The organism is Aliarcobacter lanthieri, from assembly GCF_013201625.1.
Classification (GTDB): domain Bacteria; phylum Campylobacterota; class Campylobacteria; order Campylobacterales; family Arcobacteraceae; genus Aliarcobacter; species Aliarcobacter lanthieri.
In genome coordinates this window covers 399,215-422,467 of the sequence record NZ_CP053839.1, presented here as the reverse complement: position 1 = coordinate 422,467, position 23,253 = coordinate 399,215, and the positions used below count along the sequence as shown (strand labels likewise).

At 27.8% G+C, this 23,253-nt stretch carries 19 protein-coding genes; 15 read left to right on the top strand and 4 right to left on the bottom strand.

The window, feature by feature from the left end; genetic code table 11:
* The first annotated feature begins 61 nt into the window (after window positions 1-61).
* A complete protein-coding gene (locus tag ALANTH_RS02085; RefSeq protein WP_026807346.1) occupies window positions 62-1,630 on the top strand; it encodes a cache domain-containing protein in 1,569 nt (522 codons plus the stop codon).
* A gap of 23 nt (window positions 1,631-1,653) precedes the next feature.
* Here ALANTH_RS02085 and ALANTH_RS02080 read toward each other — a convergent pair whose 3' ends face one another.
* From ALANTH_RS02080 to ALANTH_RS02070, 3 genes are read right to left on the bottom strand one after another with little or no spacing between them, the layout of a single operon-like run.
* Window positions 1,654-2,937, bottom strand: a complete 1,284-nt coding sequence (locus ALANTH_RS02080) for a TRAP transporter large permease (protein ID WP_026803203.1) — start codon at window positions 2,935-2,937, stop codon at window positions 1,654-1,656.
* Between the two features lie 2 nt (window positions 2,938-2,939).
* Window positions 2,940-3,485, bottom strand: coding sequence for a TRAP transporter small permease (locus ALANTH_RS02075; protein ID WP_026807345.1), 546 nt, complete (start codon window positions 3,483-3,485; stop codon window positions 2,940-2,942).
* 13 nt (window positions 3,486-3,498) lie between these two features.
* Complete coding sequence (locus ALANTH_RS02070) at window positions 3,499-4,491, bottom strand: DctP family TRAP transporter solute-binding subunit (protein WP_026803201.1); 993 nt, start codon at window positions 4,489-4,491, stop codon at window positions 3,499-3,501.
* A gap of 278 nt (window positions 4,492-4,769) precedes the next feature.
* Here ALANTH_RS02070 and napA point away from each other — a divergent pair, with 278 nt between their 5' ends.
* The 13 genes from napA to ALANTH_RS02005 all read left to right on the top strand — a co-directional run bounded on the left by napA (window position 4,770) and on the right by ALANTH_RS02005 (window position 19,517).
* A complete protein-coding gene (napA, locus tag ALANTH_RS02065) occupies window positions 4,770-7,580 on the top strand; it encodes a nitrate reductase catalytic subunit NapA (protein WP_026807344.1) in 2,811 nt (936 codons plus the stop codon).
* A gap of 9 nt (window positions 7,581-7,589) precedes the next feature.
* Window positions 7,590-8,393 (top strand): ferredoxin-type protein NapG, encoded by an 804-nt coding sequence (napG, locus tag ALANTH_RS02060; RefSeq protein ID WP_026803199.1) that lies wholly within the window; start codon window positions 7,590-7,592, stop codon window positions 8,391-8,393.
* Complete coding sequence (gene napH / locus ALANTH_RS02055) at window positions 8,390-9,193, top strand: quinol dehydrogenase ferredoxin subunit NapH (protein ID WP_026807343.1); 804 nt, start codon at window positions 8,390-8,392, stop codon at window positions 9,191-9,193. Before napG ends, napH begins: the two co-directional genes overlap by 4 nt.
* The gene (locus ALANTH_RS02050) at window positions 9,190-9,792 is read left to right on the top strand and encodes a nitrate reductase cytochrome c-type subunit (protein ID WP_026807342.1); all 603 of its coding nucleotides are present in this window, start codon (window positions 9,190-9,192) and stop codon (window positions 9,790-9,792) included. Before napH ends, ALANTH_RS02050 begins: the two co-directional genes overlap by 4 nt.
* Complete coding sequence (locus ALANTH_RS02045) at window positions 9,793-10,266, top strand: ferredoxin-type protein NapF (RefSeq protein ID WP_026807341.1); 474 nt, start codon at window positions 9,793-9,795, stop codon at window positions 10,264-10,266.
* A complete protein-coding gene (locus ALANTH_RS02040) occupies window positions 10,266-11,222 on the top strand; it encodes a WD40 repeat domain-containing protein (RefSeq protein ID WP_026807340.1) in 957 nt (318 codons plus the stop codon). The genes ALANTH_RS02045 and ALANTH_RS02040 overlap by 1 nt, the downstream gene beginning before the upstream one ends.
* Window positions 11,223-11,224: 2 nt before the next feature.
* Window positions 11,225-11,611, top strand: a complete 387-nt coding sequence (locus ALANTH_RS02035; RefSeq protein ID WP_026807339.1) for a chaperone NapD — start codon at window positions 11,225-11,227, stop codon at window positions 11,609-11,611.
* 1 nt (window position 11,612) lies between these two features.
* Complete coding sequence (locus ALANTH_RS02030; protein WP_026803193.1) at window positions 11,613-12,056, top strand: PAS domain-containing protein; 444 nt, start codon at window positions 11,613-11,615, stop codon at window positions 12,054-12,056.
* A 181-nt stretch (window positions 12,057-12,237) separates the two neighbouring features.
* Complete coding sequence (gene nrfH / locus ALANTH_RS02025) at window positions 12,238-12,771, top strand: cytochrome c nitrite reductase small subunit (protein ID WP_026807338.1); 534 nt, start codon at window positions 12,238-12,240, stop codon at window positions 12,769-12,771.
* Window positions 12,772-12,788: 17 nt separating this feature from the next.
* Entirely contained in the window at window positions 12,789-14,282 is a 1,494-nt protein-coding gene (gene nrfA, locus ALANTH_RS02020) for an ammonia-forming cytochrome c nitrite reductase (RefSeq protein WP_026807337.1), read from the top strand.
* 47 nt (window positions 14,283-14,329) lie between these two features.
* Window positions 14,330-17,443 (top strand): cytochrome c biogenesis protein, encoded by a 3,114-nt coding sequence (locus tag ALANTH_RS02015; protein ID WP_029888279.1) that lies wholly within the window; start codon window positions 14,330-14,332, stop codon window positions 17,441-17,443.
* A gap of 60 nt (window positions 17,444-17,503) precedes the next feature.
* Complete coding sequence (locus ALANTH_RS02010) at window positions 17,504-19,126, top strand: sensor domain-containing protein (protein ID WP_026807335.1); 1,623 nt, start codon at window positions 17,504-17,506, stop codon at window positions 19,124-19,126.
* Between the two features lies 1 nt (window position 19,127).
* The gene (locus ALANTH_RS02005; RefSeq protein ID WP_026807334.1) at window positions 19,128-19,517 is read left to right on the top strand and encodes a hypothetical protein; all 390 of its coding nucleotides are present in this window, start codon (window positions 19,128-19,130) and stop codon (window positions 19,515-19,517) included.
* A gap of 321 nt (window positions 19,518-19,838) precedes the next feature.
* On the opposite strand, the gene serS is transcribed toward ALANTH_RS02005, so the two are convergent.
* Window positions 19,839-21,077 carry a serine--tRNA ligase gene (serS, locus tag ALANTH_RS02000; protein WP_026807333.1) on the bottom strand — a complete coding sequence of 413 codons (1,239 nt, stop codon included), beginning with the start codon at window positions 21,075-21,077 and terminating at the stop codon, window positions 19,839-19,841.
* A gap of 146 nt (window positions 21,078-21,223) precedes the next feature.
* On the opposite strand from serS, the gene ALANTH_RS01995 reads away from it, so the two are divergent.
* Window positions 21,224-23,224, top strand: coding sequence for a TonB-dependent receptor domain-containing protein (locus tag ALANTH_RS01995; protein WP_026807332.1), 2,001 nt, complete (start codon window positions 21,224-21,226; stop codon window positions 23,222-23,224).
* Window positions 23,225-23,253: the final 29 nt, after the last annotated feature.

Here is a 23,253-nt window from a genome sequence, read left to right as displayed (position 1 = left end):
ACAAACCCATATTATAAAAGATATGCTATCATAACAAAAGATTGCTAATTAAGGGGTTATTTTGAACTATTCTATAGAAAATAATTTATCAAAAATAATTATTTCTACATCAATTATAATAATGTCAGCTATGATATTTGCAATTTCTTATTTCTATGTACAAAATACATATGATGATTTTGAACATGATATGGATAAGTTTGTAAAAGATTATTATGATGAAGAAAAAAAAGGATTAAAGAAAGAAGTAAATACAGTAATAGACATATTAAATTATAATATTGCAAAATCTAATGTAAATGATGAAATATTAAAACATGATGCTATACAACTTCTAAACAATATAAATTTTGAAACAAATAAAAGTAACTATTTTTTTGTATATGAAATAGATAATATGGAAGGAGGAGATGATTTTGCTAAAATGGTTGTAAATCCCAATAGACCAGATTTAGTAGGAACTAAAATATCAACAAATTACGAAGATGCTGACGGTAAAAAGTTTCGTGATGAATTTATGTCAAATATAAGAGAAAATGGTGAATCATATTCAATATATTCTTATAAAAAACCAGATATTACAAGTTTACAATATAAATTATCATATTTTAAATATTTTGATAGATTTAATTGGGTTATTGCTTTGGGTGTTTATACTGATGATATAGAGAGTAAAATAGCACTAAAAAAAGTTGCTTTAGAAAATAAAATCAAAAAACAAATAAACCAAAATATTGTTCTTTTTTTAATGTTTTTAACAGTTGCTATTGTAGTTTTATTTACTATTTCATATAAAATTGATGATATTTTAAAAAAATATGAAGAGAAAGTAAGAAAATATGCAAATGATTTGGAAACATTAAATGCAAATTTAGAAAAAGAAATTAAAACTCAAATAAAAGAGTCTAGGGAAAAAGAACAAATACTTATACAAAAATCAAAATTTATAGCCTTAGGAGAAATGATATCTAATATTGCTCATCAATGGAGACAACCACTTTCTGAATTGTCTTCTATTTTTATGTTTATAAAATTTAAATATGATTTAGATGCTTTAGATAAAAAAACTATGCAAATTAAGTCTAATGAAGCAACAAAAGTTTTAGAATATATGTCTCAAACTATTGATGATTTTAGGAACTTCTTTCTCCCAAAAAAAGACAAAGAAGAGTTTTACTTATACAAAGCAATAAATAGTGTTATTAGTATTGTCGCAAGTGGTTTAAGTAATAGTAATATAGTTGTAGAAATAGACATTAAAAAAGATATTTTATTAAAAACTTTTTTAAATGAATATCAACAAGTTATTTTAAATATTTTAAAAAATGCTCAAGATATTTTAATTGAAAAAGATATAAAAAATCCTATTATAAAAATATATGCAAAGGATAATGACCATAATACTATTTTATTTATTGAAGATAATGGTGGTGGAATTTTAGTAGAACCAAAGAATAAAATTTTTGAACCATATTTCACTACAAAAGATAAAAGTAATGGAACTGGTATTGGTCTTTATATGTCTAAAATTATTGTTGAGAAAAATATGAAAGGAAAATTAAAAGTTGATAATATAAGTTTTGGTGCAAGATTTTCTATTTATATTCCAAAAGAAAAAAGCAAGAGTTAAAACTCTTACTTTTGAAAAATTTTTTAATATCCAAACATTAAATTTGGAAGCCATAGAGATATAGAAGGTATATATGTTACTAAAATAAGTCCTAATAATAAAACTAAAGTCATAGGAATACTTGCTTTTGTAACTGTTCCCATGGATAATCCAGTAATACCACTACCAACAAGGATATTGAGTCCAACTGGTGGTGTAATCATACCTATTTCCATATTCACAACCATAATAACTCCAAGATGTATTGGATCAATTCCTAAAGCAACTCCAATAGGAAGTAATAAAGGAACAGTAATCATAACAACTGAACTAGGTTCCATAAATTGTCCCATAACTAGAAGTAAAATATTCACTATAATTAAGAACATTAAAGGAGTAACATTTGCATCTAGTATCATTTGAGTGATAGTTTGTGGAATTTGCTCATCTGTTAAGAAGTGTGCAAAAATCATAGCATTTGCGATAATAAAGAAAATCATTGAACTTGTTTGTGCTGAATCTAATACAATTTTATATAAATCTCTTACTTTTAAATCTTTATATATAAAGAAAGAAATAAATAAAGCATATACAACACTAATTGCTCCAGCTTCAGTTGGTGTAAAAATACCACCATAGATTCCTCCAATAACCACAACAATGATTAATAAAGCCCAAACAGACTCTTTAAATGTTCTGAACATTTCAGCAAAACTTGCTCTTTTAGTACCTTTATATCCACTTCTTACAGCTAATATATAAGTTGCTATCATCATCATAGCACCAAGCATTAATCCAGGTACAACTCCAGCCATAAATAGTTTTGCAATTGATTGCTCAGCACTTACCCCATAAACGATAAATACAATAGATGGTGGGATAAGGATACCTAATGTTCCAGCTGTTGTAATTGTACCAATAGCAAATTGATTGTTATACCCAGCTTGTTTAATAGCTCCATACATAACAGAACCAATAGCAGCAACTGTGGCAGGAGAACTTCCACTAATAGCAGCAAATATAACTGAAGCCAAAATAGCAGCAATTGGAAGACCACCAGGTAAGTGTCCTACAACACTTTTAGCAAAATTAACAATTCTAGTTGCTGCACTACCACGAGCTAATAATGAACCAGCTAAAACGAACATAGGAATTGCCATAAGTGTATATTTGTTTAAACCATCAAATATATGAGATGCAACTCCCATTAAATCATTATCTGTAAATAAAAATGCTGAAGCTAGTGTACTAATTCCAAGAGATACAGCAACTGGAACTCCTACTAACATCAATCCAAAAAGTAAACCAAAAAGTGTAGCTATAACCATAACTATTTTTCTCCTTTAATTTCATCTACAATATGTTCATGTTCGCTAAATACTTTTATGTCTTTTGAATCTGTTCTAAGTAGTTCTACTAATTTCTCAAAAACTCTATAAGCTGCAAGTAAAAATGCAATAGGTATAACTAATTGTGGTATCCACATAGGAATTTGTAAATCAACATTTATCTCTCCGAAGTCCATTAACATTAAAATTAATTGATATCCTAAATAAGAGATTAGAAGAAGATACGATATAGACAATAAATTAGCAAAAACTAAAAAAGTTTTTGTAAGAACTGGAGATAATTTCGATATTAACAATGTAATAGAAATATGAGCTCCTTGTCTAAATCCATAAGCAGCACCAAAAAGTGCAGACCAAATAAATAAATATTGAGTAAGTTCTCCTGCCCATGGAAGACTAGTTCCAAAGGCATATCTTAGTATAACATTAACAAAGGCTAATAAAACTCCTAATACCATTCCATAAACAGCTATTGTTTGGTTTATTGTACCAACTATAACATCCATAATTTTAAAAAATTTATCCATTTTTGTTCTTCAATTACTTTGTTTCAATAGCTTTTTTGATTAAGTCTTCACCGATTACATTATAGAATTTCGGATAAACTGTTTCCATAACTTTTCTCCAGTTAGCAACTTGCTCTTGCGTTAATTCATAAATCTCAAGTTTTTTTGAATCAGCAGCATATTTTCTTAATTCAGTCATAATTTTAGCATCATCTTCCTCAGTTGCTTTTCTTTCAAACTCTGTTGCTTCTTTCATAGCTTGAGAAACTTTTTCTTGTAAATCTTTTGGTAATTTATCCCAGAATTTTTGATTCATAACAACTAAATAACCTAAATATCCATGATTACTTAAAGTAAGACTAGATTGAACTTCATGGAATTTTTTTGTCCAAAGATTTGATAATGGATTTTCCGTTGCATCAACAACACCTTGTTGTAATGCTGAGTACACTTCAGAGAATGGTAAAATTTGTGGACTTCCACCAATAGCTTTAATTTGTTCTTCTAAAACTTTTGAAGATTGAATTCTAAATTTTTGACCTTTAGCATCTTCAGGATTAATAATTGCTTGTTTACTACTTGAGAAGTGTTTAAATCCAGCATCCCAGTAATCAAAAGCTTTCATTTGTTTTTTAGCATCTACATAAGATTTAAGTATTGCTCCAACTTCTCCATCCATAACTTTATATAGATGTTCTTTATCTCTAAATAAAAATGGTAAGTCAAAAAGTTGAATTTGTGGTACGATAGATGGGAATTTTGATAAACTTGGCATAATTAATTGAACATTATTCATAGCCAGAGCTTTCATCTCATCAGCATCACCATATAATTGTGAGTTAGGGAAAACTTGAACATCGATTTTTCCTTCCGTTAACTCTTCAATTCTTTTTTCTAAGAAATTAGCTGCCATACCCTTTGGAGTATTATCGCTTACAACGTGGCTGATTTTCATAACATAATCAGCTGCTAAACTTGAAGTTGCGAGCATTGCTGCTGCAATCGTTCCTAAAATTACTCTTTTCATCTAAGATTCTCCTTAAAATTTTGGTTAAGAAAAGATTATAGTTAAAAGTTATGTAACTATTATGTATAAAAATGCAATTTATTTAATTTTTTTAAGCTATATTTAATCTTGCTTAAATTTTTAAATTAATATTTTTATTTTAGTAAATTTAATATATTTACTATTAAATATTAATTATTCCTTAATTACTTAAAATACTTGATATCGATCAAAAAGAAACTCAACTCTTTCAGTTAAGATTTCTTTGTTATTAATTTATTTCAAAAAAAGGAGAAAAGATGTCACTTTCAAGAAGAGATTTTCTAAAAAGTTCAGCAGCAGCAAGTGCAGCAGCAGCGATTGGTATGAATATACCATCAAATTTACAAGCACAAGCAAATACAGCTGAAAGTGGTTGGCGTTGGGATAAAGCAGCCTGTAGGTTTTGTGGAACAGGTTGTGGAATTATGCTAGCAACAAAAGATGGAAAGATTGTTGCTGTTAAAGGAGATCCAGCTGCTCCTGTAAATAGAGGTCTTAACTGTATCAAAGGATACTTTAATGCAAAAATTATGTATGGTGCAGATAGATTAAAAACTCCTCTTTTAAGAGTAAATAAAAAAGGTGAATTTGATAAGAAAGGTGATTTTACTCCTATTTCTTGGAAAAGAGCTTTTGATGAGATGGAAAAACATATAAGAATTGCTCTAAAAGAAAAAGGCCCAGAAGGAATTGGTATTTTTGCATCAGGACAACATACAATTATGGAAGGATATGCTGCACTTAAAATGATGAAAGCTGGATTTAGATCAAATGGTATAGATCCAAATGCAAGACACTGTATGGCATCAGCTGTTGTTGGTTTTTACCAAACATTTGGTATTGATGAACCTAGTGGATGTTATGATGATATTGAACTAACGGATACTGTTGTTTGTTGGGGTTCAAATATGGCAGAAATGCACCCTATTTTATGGTCAAGAGTAACTGATCGGAAATTAAGTAATCCAGAAAAAGTAAAAGTTGTAAATATATCTACATATAGACATAGAACATCTGATATTGCAGATTTAGAGATTATCTTTACTCCAAATACAGACTTAGCTTTATGGAATTATATAGCAAGAGAGATTGTTTATAATCATCCTGAATCAATAGATTGGAACTTTGTAAAAGAACATATTATATTTGCTGCAAGTCCAGTAAATATTGGTTATGGAATGAGAAGAAGTGATGAAAAATCTATAAAAGATGGTAAATATTCAAAAGAAGAAATGGAAATAATCTCTAAAGAGATGGAAAAAATAGTATCTGAAACTGAAGCTCCAGCACTTGCTCCTTATGGATATAAAGCTGGTGATAAAATGACAAATAAAAATACAGGACTTGCTCACTGGGAAATATCTTTTGAAGAGTATAAAAAATTCCTTGAACCATATACTTTAGATTATGTTGCCAAAATTTCTAAAGGAAATCCAGATGAAGATATTGAAGAGTTTAAAAATAAACTTCAACAATTAGCAAATTGGTATATTGAACAAGATAGAAAAGTAGTAAGTTTCTGGACTATGGGTATGAATCAACATACACGTGGAACTTGGGTAAATACTTTAGCTTATAATGTTCACTTTTTACTAAATAAACAAGCTAAACCAGGAAGTGGAGCATTCTCACTTACAGGACAACCAAGTGCTTGTGGAACAGCAAGAGAAGTTGGAACATTTACTCATAGACTTCCAGCAGATATGATGGTTGAAAATCCTAAACATAGAGAAATCACTGAAAAAGCTTGGAATATTCCAAATGGAGTTTTAAATCCAAAAGGTATTCATCATATTATGAAAATTCATAGAGATATAGAAGATGGAAATATAAAATTTGCTTGGGTAAATGTTTGTAATCCATACCAAGATACTGCAAGTGCAACTCATTGGGTAAAAGCGGCAAGAGAAATGGATAATTTTATAGTTACAAGTGATGGTTATCCTGGAATTTCAGCAAAAGTATCAGATTTGATTCTACCATCAGCCATGATTTATGAAAAATGGGGTGGATATGGAAATGCAGAAAGAAGAACACAACTTTGGAGACAACAAGTAGTTCCAGTTGGAGATGCGATGAGTGATACTTGGCAATGGGTTGAATTATCTAAAAGATTTACAGTTAAAGATTTATGGGGAGAACAACCACTTTTAAGTTCAAAAGGAGAAGTAAAACTTCCAGATATGATTGAAGCAGCTAATGCAATGGGATATGATGAAAATACAACAATGTATGAGATTTTATTTGCAAATGATAGAGCAAAATCATATAAAGCAGATAAAAATGATCCAATCCAAACTGGTTTTGATAACACTGAAGCATTTGGAGACAATAGGAAAGTTTTAGGAAGTGATGGAAAACCATGGGAAGGATATGGATTCTTCATACAAAAGTACCTTTTTGAAGAGTATGCAGATTTTGGAAGAGGACACGCTCACGATTTAGCAGACTTTGATACATATCACAAAGTAAGAGGACTTAAATGGCCAGTTGTTGATGGGAAAGAAACATCATGGAGATTTAATACAAAATATGATCCTTATGCAAAAAAAGCAAATCCAAATAGTGATTTTGCATTCTATGGAACTTTAGCAAAAGAGTTAGCACAAGGTGATTTATTGGGTATCAAAGATGAAACAAAAAAATCACTTAAAAATAAAGCAAAAATCTTTGCAAGACCATATATGGATCCACCTGAAGTACCAAATGAAGAATATCCAGTTTGGCTTAGTACTGGAAGAGTTTTAGAACATTGGCATAGTGGTACTATGACTATGAGAGTTCCAGAATTGTACCGTGCTGTTCCAGAAGCTCTTTGTTATATACACCCTGAAGACGCTATCAAATATGGTGTAAAACAAGGTGAGTTAGCTTGGGTAGAAAGCCGAAGAGGAAAAGTAAAAGCAAGAGTTGAAACAAGAGGAAGAAATAGACCATCAAGAGGACTTGTATATGTTCCTTGGTTCGATGAAAAAGTATTTATAAATAAAGTTTGTTTAGATGCAACTTGTCCTCAATCAGGACAAACGGACTTTAAAAAATGTGCAGTTAAAGTCTACAAAGCATAAAGGTAAATTATGGATATTTTAAATAAACCCAAAGAAGATAGAAGAAAATTCCTTCTTTCTAGTGCTAGAGCCATTGGGCTAGCTATTCTTGGGGGTTTAACTTGGAGTGCCTACTTAAGTGAAGTAAAAGCTACTTCCTTAATTTTACGTCCACCAGCAGCTTTAGACGAAAATGATTTTATAAAAGCCTGTATTAAGTGTGGATTATGTGTAGAAGCCTGTCCTTTTGATACGTTAAGGTTAGCAAAACCAGGTGATAATATGCCTTTAGGAACTCCATATTTTGTTCCAAGAGAGATACCTTGTTATATGTGTGTTGATATTCCTTGTGTGCCTATTTGTCCTACAAATGCACTTGATGAAAAATTAGTAAAAAATAACAACAATGAGTTTGAGATAAGACAAATGCAAATGGGAGTTGCTATTGTAGATGAAAAATCTTGTGTAGCTTTTTGGGGTATACAATGTGATGCTTGTTATAGAGCCTGTCCACTTTTAGGAGAAGCAATAAATATTGTTTACGAAAAAAATGAAAGAACAGGAAAACATGCATTTTTAAAACCAGTAGTTGATAGTGATATTTGTACAGGTTGTGGTCTTTGCGAAAAAGCTTGTATTACTGAAAAACCAGCAATTTTTGTACTTCCAAGAGAAATTGCTTTAGGGAAAGTAGGCAACCACTATATCAAAGGCTGGGATGAGAATGATGAACAAAGAGTAAAAAATGCAACTATAAATACAAATGAAAGAACAATAAATCAAAAAAATGCAATAGACTCTTTAAATAGTGACTTGAAGGATTTATTAGAATGAAAAAATATAGATTTTTAATAGCAAGAAGAATTACTCAGATATCTATAATGTCTTTATATATTTTAGCAAATGTATATGGAATAAATATTTTAATGGGTAATTTAAGTTCTTCATTAGTTTTACAAACTATTCCATTAAGTGATCCATTTGCCGCTTTACAAATGTTTTTTGCTGGAGCAATTATATCTTTTGATATTTTATTAGGAGCAACAATAGTAGCTTTGTTTTACTTTCTTATTGGAGGAAGAGCCTTTTGTTCTTGGGTTTGTCCAGTAAATATTATAACTGATAGTGCAAACTATCTAAGAAGAAAATTTGGTTTTAATCAAGTTGAAAAGAAACAACCAGCTTCAAGAAATATTAGATATTGGGTAATAGCATTAAGTTTTATATTATCGTATTTGATGGGAGTTGCAGCTTTTGAACTAATTTCACCAGTATCTATGGTACATAGAGGATTGATATTTGGATTGGGATTTGGCTTTGCAACAATTCTTGTAATATTTTTATTTGATCTGTTTGTTTTAAAAAATGGCTGGTGTGGACATATTTGCCCACTTGGTGGATTTTATTCACTAATTGGAAGATTTAGTCTAATAAGAGTCCATCATAACCACAATAATTGTACTGCTTGTATGAAATGTAAAGTTGTTTGTCCTGAAAGTCAGGTTTTACATATGATTACAAAAGCTAGTGAACCAGTACTAAAAGAGTGTACAAATTGTGGACGATGTGTTGAAGTGTGTGATGATGATGCACTTAATTTTTCAATAAAAAATTATATAAAGGATAAAAAATGAATTTATCAAAATTAACTTTAAGTATTCTAACTATTTCATCTTTATTTGCTGTATCTGTAAATGCTGCAAATAGTATCAAAGAAGACTCTTTAGGACTAAGACATGAGAGTTTACTAAAAGAGGATAAAGTTATATCAGATGAAACAAAATATGGTACAGATCCAGCAGGAACAAGTACAAAAATAAAAAGAGCTTTTGAAAATGCTCCACCAATGATTCCTCATGATACAGAAGGACTTTTACCTATTACTATAGATAATAATATGTGTACATCTTGTCATGATCCATTAGTAGCTGAAAGTATGGGAGCAACACCTATTCCAAAATCTCACTTTACAAATTTTAGAGAATATGTTTCTCTAAATAAAGATGGACAATTAGAAAGAGATGGAAAAATTGTTGAAAATAGTAGTGATTTAAAAACTATTACAAAACCACTTGATATGTTATCAAATGCTAGATTTAATTGTTCAGCTTGTCATGCTCCACAATCAGACAGTGAAAATATCCCAAAAAATAATTTCACTCCAGAGTTTAGAAGTGTAGACTTAAATGATAAATCAAATTTACTAGATGTAATTACTGAAGGTGTTAAATAAATGAAAAGAAGAGAGCTATTTAGCTCTCTTGCTAAAACTTTTAAGCAAAAGCAAGAGAATATAATTCGTCCACCATATTTTAAAGATGAAAATCTTTTTTTTATAAACTGTACAAAATGTATTGAGAAACCTTGTAGTACAGTTTGCGAAGAGAATATTATTGTTATTCAAGAAGATTTAACACCTAAAATAGATTTTACAAACTCTGGATGTACTTATTGTGATTTGTGTGCAAAAGCTTGTAATAACGGTGTACTAGACTTAGAATATAAGAAAAATATAAATACAAAAATACAAATAGATATTCACTCTTGTCTTGCTTGGAATAAAACAATGTGTTTTTCATGTAAAGATCCTTGTTTAGATGATGCTATAAATTTTTTAGCTATGTTTAAACCAACTATAAATCAAAATTGTACAAGTTGTGGATTTTGTATAAAAGTTTGTCCAACAAATGCAATAAAGGTAGTTTAATGTTGAGGATTATATTTTTTACTCTATTTTGTTTAATTTTAAATGCAAAAGAAATAAGTCCAGAGTTTTCTTTAAAAACTTCTGGAGCTGTTACAGATTTTATAGTAGAAAACAATATTTTGTATATTGGAACAACTGCTAGTAGTATTGATATATTTTCTTTAGAAAAGAAAGAAAGAATTAATTCTATAAAAGTACCTAAAATAAAAGATTTTCTAGGTGATATAATAGATGCAAAAATATTTAGTGTAGATAAAATCAATAATAAAATTTTAATATTATCTCAAGGTGAAAATGGTGGACGAAATATTTTTATATATGAAGATAATAAACTACAAAATATCATAAATGCGAAAGATAGGCTATTTATTGCCCAAGCAAAATTTTTAGATGACAACCATATTCTATACGCTCTTTTATCAAATCAAATTTTTATATATGATATAAAAAATTCTAAAATTATCAATGAAATTCAAGTTTCACAATCTTCATTCTCTCATTTTGTATTAAGTGATGATAAAAAAACAATTTTAGTTACAGATGAAAGCGGAGTAATAAACCAATATGATACAAAAGATTTAAAAAAACTTAACACTTTTAAAGGACAAAATGTAGATAGAGTTTTTCAAGTAGATATAAAAAAAGATACGATTTTAGCATCAGGTCAAGATAGAAGAGCAGCTATTTACTTTACAAATGGAAAAGTACCTTTTTACAAATCTTTTGATTTTTTAGTTTATGCTGGTGCTTTAAGTCCATCATCAAATCTTGCTTGTGTTTCAAGTGATGAAAATAATAATGCTTTAGTATTTGATATAAATAAAAATGAAGATAAATATTTACTTACACAAAATAAAGCTATTTTAACAAAAATTCTATTTTTAGATGAAGACAATATAGCTATTTCAAGTGATGATCAAAATATAAACTTTTACAATCTCAAAATAAAGGAATAAAAATGAATATCTCAAGTATTGTAGTGCAAACTTTGCCAAAAAATTTGAAAAATGTTATTGAGGACTTAAAAAAGTCTGAAATATGCGACTATCACATGCATGATGAAATAGGAAGAATTATAGTAACTATTGAAGGTAAAAATGTCGAAGAAGAACTAAAAAAGCTCAAAGTTATTGAAGCAATCCCAAATGTAATTAGTGCTGATATGCAGATGAGTTATAGTGAAGAAGAATTAAGTTCTCATTTAGAAGTTTTAAAAAATGCTGATGCTGTACCAAAGGTTTTAAATAATAAAGATATAAAAGTTGAAGATATTATTTATAATGGTGATTTAAAAAGAAAAGATTTAATAGGTTTTGCAAAAGATTTTGATAATACAGGAAAATAAAATGGAATTTTTATCTGGAAATTTTTTAATTGAAACAATAGTTCCAAAGAATGAACTCATAGTCTCAAGAACTGATTTAAAAGGGATTATCACTTATGCAAATGAAACTTTTACAAAAATTTCAGGATATAGTGATAATGAACTTATTGGAAAACCACATAATATTGTAAGACATCCTGATATGCCAAAATCTATTTTTAAGGAACTTTGGATTGATTTACAGACAAAAGGAAGATGGAGTGGTATTGTAAAAAATCTTAGAAAAGATGAAGGTTTTTATTGGGTTTATGCAGAGATTTCACAAGTATTAAAAAATGAAAAGTTAATAGAATATAAATCAATTAGAACTCCTATATCTTTTGAAGAAAAGATAAAATATCAACTTTTATATGATGAAATAAGAGAAAAAAATAATGAAATTAAAAGAGTTATTAGCTATATTTAAAATTAATAATACTATAAAATCAGCATTTAGCTATACTCTTTTTGATAAGAAAATTTATTATTAGAATAGTAAAATACTTTTTACTATTCTACCTTCACATACCATAAAATGGCACTTTATTAAGATTAATCAAATGTTAACTATTATATAATGAATCATATCTATTAGATAAGGATATACGATGGAAAAAAATAAAAAAATAATAATCTATGGAGCAATTATAAGTACACTAATTGCTACTGGATTATTTATTTACACAGTGTATGCTTCTTCTATGTTATCATATCTTTCTAGTGACCCAAAAGCCTGTATCAACTGTCATGTTATGCATTCAGCTTATAAAACATGGGATAATAGCTCACATAAAAATGTAGCTAAATGTGTAGATTGTCATCTTCCTGTAGGTGACGAGTTAGCTAAGTACACAGCTAAAGCAATAGATGGATGGAACCATTCAGTTGCTTTTACACTAAATACTTACAAAAACAATATTAGAATAAGTGATAATGCAGCAGAACGTGTACAGGCAAACTGTATTAGATGTCATAGTAGTGTGAGTGAAACTGTGGAAAAGAATTCAAGTTTTTATCACAATAGTAATAACTTTGATAATAGTAGAAAATGTTGGAATTGCCACAAATATGTCCCTCATGGAAAAGTTAGAAGTTTAACTTCAACTCCATATAACTTGGGGATAAAAGAACACTTAAAATAATAAGTAGGAGGACAATTATGAAAAAGTATAAATTTTTATTTGCAATTTCAATTATTGCAATAGGATTAATGTCAGTATTACTGGCTTCAATTAATGAGAAAAAAGCTGAAAAAGAACAACTTTTAGCAGTTCCACAAATTGAAAAAAAATGGGAAACAAAAAGTGAAGAATTTAGAAAATACTATCCAAGAGAAACTGATTCATGGAAACAAACAAAAAACTCTGATCAAATTGATGATATGTTAAAAGCTCATCCTGAAATGGTTGTTTTATGGGCTGGTTATCCATTCTCAAAAGATTATAATGCTCCAAGAGGGCATTTTTATGCTATTGATGATGTAAGTAACTCTTTAAGAACAGCTGCACCAGTAGATAAAGAAAGTGGTCCACTACCAAGCGCCTGTTGGACATGTAAATCTCCTGATGTTCCAAGAATTATGGATGAGCAAGGTAATTTAGAGTATTTTACTGGAAAATGGGCAAAATATGGGGCAGATATTGTAAATCCTGTTGGTTGTGTAGATTGTCACAATCCTAAAACTATGGAACTTCAAATTGGAAGAAGCTACTTAAATGATGCATTAAAAGCTGAAGGTAAAAGCCCTACTTTTGAAACTGCAACGCAACAAGATATGAGAACTTTAGTTTGTGCACAATGTCACGTTGAATATTATTTCAAAAAAACTCCTTTAGAAAATGGTAAGTTTGCAATGGCTGTAACACTTCCTTGGGCAGAGGGAACTACTGTTGAAGATATGGAAAAGTATTATGATAATATTGAATTTAGTGATTGGGTACATCAAGTTTCTAAAACTCCAATGCTAAAAGCTCAACATCCAGAATATGAAACATGGAAAACAGGTGCTCATGGGAGAAACAATGTATCATGTGCAGATTGTCACATGCCATATACACAAGAAGGTGGTATAAAATATACTGATCATAAAATCGGTAATCCTTTAGAAAATATGGACAAAACTTGTATGAATTGTCATAGAGTTAGTGAAAAATCATTATTAGCAAATATTCAAGATAAAAAAATAAGAAAAGATGATCTAAACCAAAGAGCTTTAGAACAACTTGTGGCAGCTCACTTAGAAGCTGGAAAAGCTTGGGAATTAGGTGCAAAACCAGAAGAGATGAAAGATATATTAACTGATATTAGACATGCTCAATGGAGATGGGATTTTGTAGCTGCTTCACACTCAGCATTTTTCCATGCACCAGAAGAAACTTTAAAAACATTAGGAACTGCTATTGAAAAAGCAGCAAATGCTAGAATAAAACTAGCTAAAGTTCTAGCTAAATATGGAGCAACTGATTATGTAGCACCTAAGATAACTGATAAAAAACAAGCTCAAGAGTTGATTGGTTTACCAATGGAAAAATTAATTGAAGAGAAAAAAGAGTTTACAAATACAATTTTACAAGAATGGAAAAAAGAAGCTGAAGAAAAAGGGCTTTTAAATCCAAAAAGTAGAGAAGGTATAGAAACTAAAACTTCATATTAAAAATTAAGAGAAGAAAAATCTTCTCTTGATTTCTTTAAAGAGAATAAATGACTAATTTTTTAAAAAATCTTTTTGCTATGCCAATGATGATAACTTTTTTAATATTTATGGCATTAGCCTTAGCTGTTGCTACTTTTGTTGAAAATGATTTTGGAGTATTAGGTGCAAAATCATTTGTATATGGACAAACTTGGTTTGAACTTATCATGCTTATTTTAACTATTGGCATTGTAATCCATATCATCATTTTTAAAATGTATAAAAAAGATAAATTTTTTACTTTTTTTATACACATTTCTATAATTTTTATTTTTATAGGTTCTGCAATGACTAGATATCTTGGATATGAAGCTGTTATGACAATTGATGAAGGAACTATAGAAAATAAAGTTTATTCAACAGATGAATATATACAAATAAAAATTAGTAATGAAACAAATGAAGAGTATTTTGAACAAATAGTTATGATGACTCCTTTAAATCAAACAGATTTTAAATATAAAACAACAATAAATGATAAACCTTTAAATATAAAATATAATAGTTTTATTAGTAATGCAGTTGAAAAATTGACTCCTCACAATGATGGAAAAATATTAATGGATATTATTTTATCTGAAGTTATGGGTACTAAAAATATAATTTTAGAAGATAAAGAACAACTAAATACAACATTCCTAAATTTTACACTAAATAATAAAATAGAAAATTCAAATAAACCAACAATAAACTTTGAAACAATAAATAATCACTTCTTTTTAAATTCAAATCTACCAATAACAATTTATTCAAATGATTTAGAAAGTCAAAAAACTATTGAAGCAAATAAACAAACATTAATTGAAAAGAATAAAATATATAAAATTGGACAAACACAATTTAAAATATATGATGCTTTAACCAATGGAAAAATACAAGTTATTCAAAATGACAATTTCTTAGATAAAGAGTTTCAAATTAGTGCTGTTATTGTAGATTTAGAATTTGATAATAAAATATCACAAATTCCACTTTATAAAAAATCAAATTCTTCAAATGGAGTTCCTCAAGTATTAAATATTGAAAATAAAAAAATTGAAATTTTATGGGGTGCAAAAGAGATAACATTACCTTTTTCTATTTTATTAAATGACTTTGTACTTGAAAGATACCCTGGTTCTAACTCTCCATCAACATATTCAAGTCATATAAAAGTCTATGATAAAGAAGAAAATAGTTCATTTGAATATACAATTTTTATGAATAATGTTTTAGATTATAAAGGCTATAGATTTTTTCAATCTTCATATAAAATGGATGAAAGTGGAACAATATTATCAGTAAATAAAGACCCAGGCAAAATACCAACATACATTGGCTACTCTTTACTTTTCTTTGGGCTTATTCTTACATTATTTATAAAAAATAGTAGATTTTCAAAACTTATAAATAAGAAATATTCTTTAGAGGAGATTAAAAGTCTATATAAAATGAAACAGAATATATCTATATTTATACTTTGCTTATTTATATTTTTACCAAGAAATGTTTTAAGTGCAGATATAGAAAAGATTTATAATATTGATAAAAATCATAGTAAAAATTTATCTTCTCTTTTAGTTCAAGATTATCAAGGGCGGATAAAACCAATTAGCTCCTTAGCAATTGAAATTTTAAATAAAACTACAAATAAAAATCAAATAAAAAATCTAAATGAAACACAATTTTTTATAAGTATGATGATGTATCCTGAAATTTGGAGAAAAGTTAAAATATTTAAAGTAAAAGATATATCTATTAAAAAACTTTTAGATATACCAGAAGAAGAATTTTTATTCTCTTTTGATGATGTTTATACAAAATATGGAACTTATAAACTAGCCTATGAAATAGAAAATAGCAATAATAAAACTAATTCAAATAGAACAAATTATGATAAAGAACTTATAAAAATCGATGAAGCAATCAATATATCTTATGCTCTTTTTAATGGAGATTTTTTTAAAGTATTTCCACAAAAAAATAGTTTAAATAACAAATGGTTAAATATACAAGAAGCAACATCTTATGATAATGAACAAGCTATCGAAATAAATAGTCTAATAAAGAATTACTATTTTTCATTACTTTCTAATAATTGGGATAAAGCAAACAATTATCTTCTTGAGATAAAAGACTATCAAAGAGGTATAGCTTCAAATATTATTCCAAGTGAATTAAAAATAGAAGTAGAATTACTTTTAAATTATCTTGATATATTCGAAAGATTAATGCCTATTTATCTCATTTTAGGACTGCTTCTTCTTTGCATCGTCTTTATAAATATAATAAATAGCAATATAAATATAGGAAAAATAACAAAGATAATTTTCTTTATTTTAATTATTTCTTTTATTTTACATACTTTTGGTTTATCTTTAAGATGGTATGTAGCTGGTCATGCTCCATGGACAAATGGTTATGAATCAATGATATATATTTCATGGGCTATTTTAATATCTGGTATAATATTTTCAAAACAATCTAATTTAGCTCTTAGTTGTACAGCTATTTTAAGTGGAATTACACTTTTTGTTGCACATTTAAGTTGGTTAGAACCTCAAATTACTACTTTACAACCTGTTTTAAAATCATATTGGCTTACAATCCATGTAAGTGTCATAACAGCTAGTTATGGTTTTTTAGCACTTAGTGCTTTACTTGGTTTTTTCACATTGATTCTATATATTTGTGCAAATCCAAAATATGAAAATGAAAAGTTTTTTAGAATTTTACTTAGTATAAAAGAGTCTTCAAAAATAAATGAAATATCTATTTTAATTGGAATCATCCTTTTAGTTATTGGAAACTTTTTAGGTGGAATTTGGGCAAATGAGTCATGGGGAAGATATTGGGCTTGGGATCCAAAAGAAACATGGACACTTATTTCTATAATTGTTTATGTAATAATAATTCATTTAAAATATATTAAAAATGCAATAGATGATTATATTTTAAGTGTTTTATCTGTAATTGCATACCTTAGTATAATTATGACTTATTTTGGTGTAAACTATTTTTTAAGTGGTAAACACTCTTATGCAGCAGGAGATCCAATAATAATTCCAAACTTTGTATATATAGTATTAATAATTATAGGGCTAGTAATAATCTTATCATTTAAAAATAGAAGAATTTTGTAAGTTTTCTATTTGTTTGATTTGTTATAATGTTTACTTATTTTCAATACAAGGTAATATTATATGAATAAAATTAGCTTAAAACCGAAAACTCTTCTAAAACTCATTTCGAAAAACTCACCTGATATGCTATGGATTAAAGATTTAAAGGGGAGATATCTTTATGCAAATAGTGCTGTATGTAGAGATTTACTTATGACTACTCCAAAGGAAGTTATAGGAAAGACTGATATGTTTTTTGCTAATAGGGAAAGAGAAAAACATAGAGATAAAATGGATTGGCACACTTTTGGGGAATTGTGTAAAAATACAGATAAAGAAACTCTACAAACAATGAAACCAACAAAGTTTTTAGAGTATGGTAATATAAAAGGTAAAATGACTTATCTTCAAGTCAATAAAGCTCCTTTTTTTGATAAAAATAATAAATTAGTCGGAGTTATAGGTAGTGCAAGAGATATTACTGAGGAGACTTTGCTAAAAGAAAAGAACAATCATCTTATGTATTTTGATCAATTAACATCTCTTCCAAATAGACATAAAATAATTATTGATATTTTAGAAAAAAAACCAACTTCTTGTTTAGTTTTTAATATTGATGATTTTAAAGAGGTAAATGACTTTTTTGGTACAAATAATGCTGATGAAATATTAAAAGATATTGCTTCAAGATTTATAAAACAAAAATATAATACTTATAGAATAGATGGTGATGAATTTGCTATTTTATTTTTTGATGAAAAATCAATAGAAGATTTACAAAATGAAGCAAAAAATATATTAAATTTACTTGATGATGAACCTTTTTATATAGAAGATAAATCAATTTTAATAAGTTTCTCAGTAGGAATTGCAAAAAGTAATGACAATCTTCTAACAAAAGCTGATATTGCGGTGAATAATGCAAAATCTTCAGATAATCATATATGTGTTTATGATGAAAGCCATAATATTGAAGAAAGATATAAAGAAAATATAGAGTTAGCAGCACAAATAAAAGATGCAATTTTAGAGGATAGAATTGTTTGTTATTATCAACCCTTATTAAATATTGAGAATGGTGAAATTTATGCTTATGAATCTCTTGTTAGAATGATTGATAGTGAAGGTAATTTAATACCTCCATTTAAATTCCTAAAATTTTCTAAGAAAATAAGACTTTATTCTAGTATTACTAAAAAAGTTGTACAAGAAGCTTGTAAAACTTTCCAAAATCGAGATGAAAATTTTTCAATAAATCTTAGTATAGATGATATAAAAGATACTAGTACTGTTGAATTTATATTAAAAACTATTCAAGATACAAATACAGCTTCAAGAGTTACTTTTGAAATATTAGAATCAGAAGGTATTGAGAACTATAATGAAGTTATAAATTTTATTAATCAAATAAAATCTTTAGATGCAAAAATAGCAATAGATGACTTTGGAACAGGTTATTCAAATTTTGAACATATTTTACGACTAGATGTTGATTATATAAAAATAGATGGTTCTTTAATAAAAAATATAGTTCAAGATGAAAAACATAGAATTATTGTAGAAACAATAGTAAGCTTTGCTAGAAGAATTGGTATAAAAACTGTTGCTGAATTTGTTTCAGATGATCAAATACTTGAAACAATTAAAAATATTGGAATTACTTGCGCACAAGGTTTCCATATAGGAAAACCTGAATCTTTATAATATGAAAAGATATCTCTTTGTTCTTCTACTTGTAAGTTCAGTATTAGCAAATAGTGAAATTCAAAAAGCTTTTCTAGTAGCACTATTTACAAGTGATGGCAAAGGTGAAAATGTACAACATAAAATCAATACAAATTTTAGCTATATAAATAAAGGTGAGATAATTTCAAAAGTTGCTATTATTGGAAATTACACAAAAAATACAAAAGTTAGTACAAAACTAAGTGGAATTGAAGGTAAATTAGTTGATGAATATATTTTATATAATAACTTAAATAAAAAAGCTTTTGGAATAGAATTAACTTTCAAACATGAAAATATACCAAATAAAGGTTATTTTGAAGTTTTTGTAGATGGAAAATTATTCGATACAAAGGTTTTTGTAAAGTAAATTTTACTAAATTTCACTTTTTTCTTAGAAAAGTAGCAATAACATAGCAAATTTTAAGTTTAGAAGTTGTAAGATTTCATTGATCAAGAGATTTTACCCATAACTTATCTCTCCTTAGTTAAAAAATGTAGCAATTTGGTAAAATCTCTTTCAAAGGTCGTTCTGTTCAATATTAGGTTTATGTATAAAACTTATATTTTTTTAAGACCTAATATAAAAGGAAGATAGCTCTCCTGTCTTCCTTCCCCCCCCCAAAAAAAAATTTCAATTTTATTTCATGATTTATTTTAAACTATTATATTGAGATAAAAATCTCAATATTTACATATATTTTTTTAGAACTTCTGGAATAGTAACGCTTCCATCTTCATTTTGATAGTTTTCCATGATAGCCACTAGTGTTCTTCCTACAGCTAAACTTGAGCCATTTAAAGTATGTGCTAAAATATTTTTTTTATCATCTTTATATCTTATTTTTGCTCGTCTTGCTTGAAAATCTCTTGTATTTGAAATACTTGAAATCTCTCTAAACTTATTTTGTCCAGGTAACCAAACTTCTAAATCAATAGTTACTGCTGCACTAAATCCTAAATCTCCACTACAAAGTTGTACCTTTTGATGACAAAGTCCAAGACTAGATAATAAATCACTTGCGCACTGTACCATTTTTTCAAAAATTTCATCTGATTGTTCTTGTGAAGTAATAGCAACCATCTCTACTTTATCAAATTGATGTTGTCTTATAAGTCCTCTTGTATCTCGCCCTGCACTTCCTGCTTCTTTTCTAAAACAAGGAGTATATGATGTAAGTAAAAGTGGTAACTCATCTTTTGATATTATCTCATCATTATAAAGATTTGTAAGGCTAACTTCAGCAGTTGGAATAAGATATAAATCTTCACCTTCAATTTTAAATAAATCATCTGAAAATTTTGGTAATTGTCCCGTTCCTAAAAGAGCATTAGAATTTGCCATAAAAGGGACATACCACTCATTAAACCCTCTTTGTCTATTAAAATCAAGCATATAATTTATCAAAGCTCTTTCTAATCTTGCACCATCACTTTTAAGTGCTGTAAATCTTGATTTTGCTAGTTTTACACCTCTTTGAAAATCCAACCAATCACACTCTAAATCCCAATGTTCTTTAGGAGTAAAAGAGAAATTTGGCTTTTGTCCAACAACTTCTAAAATAACATTTTCATTTTCATCAGCTCCAAAAGGAACACTATCATCTGGTAAATTTGGAACTCCTAAAATAATAGCATTAAGTTCTTCTTCTAAAACTTTAACCTCATCTTCAAGTTCTTGTTTTTTAGTTTTTAAACTATTGATTTTTTCTTGAAGTTCTCTAATATCAATATTTTCTTTTTTATATCTTCCAAACTCTTTTGATAAGATATTTTGCTCTGCTGTAACCTCTTCCATAGTTTGTCTTTTATCTTTTGTATTTTGTGCCAAAGTATTTAAACTATTTAAAAGTTCATTATCAACACCTTTCTTCTTTAAAGATGTTACTACATAATCAAAATCTTTTTGAAGTAATTTTATATCTATCATATTTGCTCTTTATATAAATTTTTGCCGATTATATCAAAAAAACTTACCAATAAAACTGAAATCTTTAAGATGCAACTAAGTTGCAATTAAATACTATTTCATTTTTGCAACTTAGTTGCATAATATTTTATTATAAAAGGTAAATTATGAAAATTAATGATAAGAACAAAATTATCCTAACAACTTTTTTCCTTCCTAGCTTACTTTTAGCACAAACAACTATACTTGATGAGATAATAGTTGAAGAGAAAAAAGAGTTAAAAACAAACTCTATGAATATAGATTTGGAAAAAATAGAACAAAATCAAGCAAACTCTTTTTTTGATTTGTTTGAAAAAAATTCTTCAACTGATACTGGTGGTGGAGCAAAAAATGCACAAAGAGTATATTTAAGAGGATTAGAAAGTTCAAATTTCAACATCTCTTTAGATGGGGCTAAACAGGGTAAAAATATGTTTCAACACAGAGGAAATGAGTTAGGAGTAAATCCAGATTTATTAAAAGTTGTAAATATAAAAACTTCTCCTGATGCTTCAAAAGGTTCTGCTTTGGGTGGAAGTATACAGATGACTACAAAAGATGCACAGGATTTTATACAAGGAGATAGAAAATATGGTACTGTTTTTAAAGCTGGTTACAACACAAATGCTGAACAAAAAATAGGAAGTGCAACTGCATATTCAGTTTTTAATGAAAGCTTAGGAGCAATCTTAAGTATTAGTGGAGTAAATAGTGAAAACTATAAAAATGGTGCAGGAGAAAAAGTTTTAGCAACTGCCTATAAAGATAGAGATTATCTATTCAAATTAAGTTTACTTAATGCAAAAAATAATGATTTAAGAGTAACTCTTAGCCAAAATGAAAACAATGGGATTTATCAATGGGGAAGAGCAGGAAGTGATGTTGCTTTAGCTACAGATCCATCACTACTTGAACATATTATTATGACTACAACAAACTATGCTTTAAATCATAATTATAATCCAAATAATTTGATAAATTTGGAAACAAACTTAAACTTTAGTGAAGTAAAAATAGATAGAAAAACAAATGACAAAGAGTATAAAAATGATACTTTTGGACTAAAAGTACAAAATCACTTTGATTTTGATATAGCTTCTACAAAAAATAGAGTTTCTCTTGGAGTTGATTACTCAAAAGAAGATGGAAAGGGTAGTTTTGATCCGCATAATTTGGATATTGCTATCACAAAATACTCTCCAGTAAAAACTCAAAACAAAGCTTTATTTATTCAAAATAGAACTCAAATTGGCTCTTTGGGAGTTGATTATGGTTTAAGATTTGATGATTATGAGTTTGAAACTGGACTTGGAAAAACAAGTGATGATAGTTTTTCACCAAATATTGGACTTGATTATGAAATTACTCCTAACTCTTTAATTTATGCAAATTATGGAAAAGCAAGTAGGATGGGTGGAATTATACCATTCACATGGCTAACACAAATACATAAAGATAGAACATATTCAGATGATTTAAAAGCTGAGAAATCTACAAGATATGAAGCTGGATATAAATATGATAAAAATGGAATTTTCGCAACTGATGATTATATATCTTTTAATGCAAATATTTTTAAAACAAAAATAAAAGATTTAATCATTGCAGAAGCTACAAATGGTGGAAGTGGAGAAGGTGGAAGAACTATACAAAATATCTTCAATAGTTCAAGCGAATTTGAATCAAAAGGTTATGAACTAAAACTATCTTATGCTTATAATATTTTTCAAACATATTTAGGATTTACAAAAATCAAAACAAATACGATTAAAGATGATTCAGGTTTAGTTGCAGGAGTTGATGAGTCAATCACTTTAAGAAGGGTTGGTGCTTATGATAGTGAGAAATTTGTTTGGAATATTGGAGTTGAACCTATAAATAATCTTTTTATTGATTATACTTTAAATGCCGTTTCAGGAATAAATGACCCAATTATAAGAAGTGGTTACACAACACACGATATAAATGCAAAATATAAGGTTCTAAATAACCTAATACTTTTTGCAAGTATTAATAACCTAACAAATAAAGATTATGGAAAACATACAACACTTTCAAATGCAACAAATCAATTTAGGCATGAAATGGGAAGAGATTATAGATTTGCTTTAAAATATGAGTTTTAATTTAGTATAAATAAGGGTTTAAACCCTTA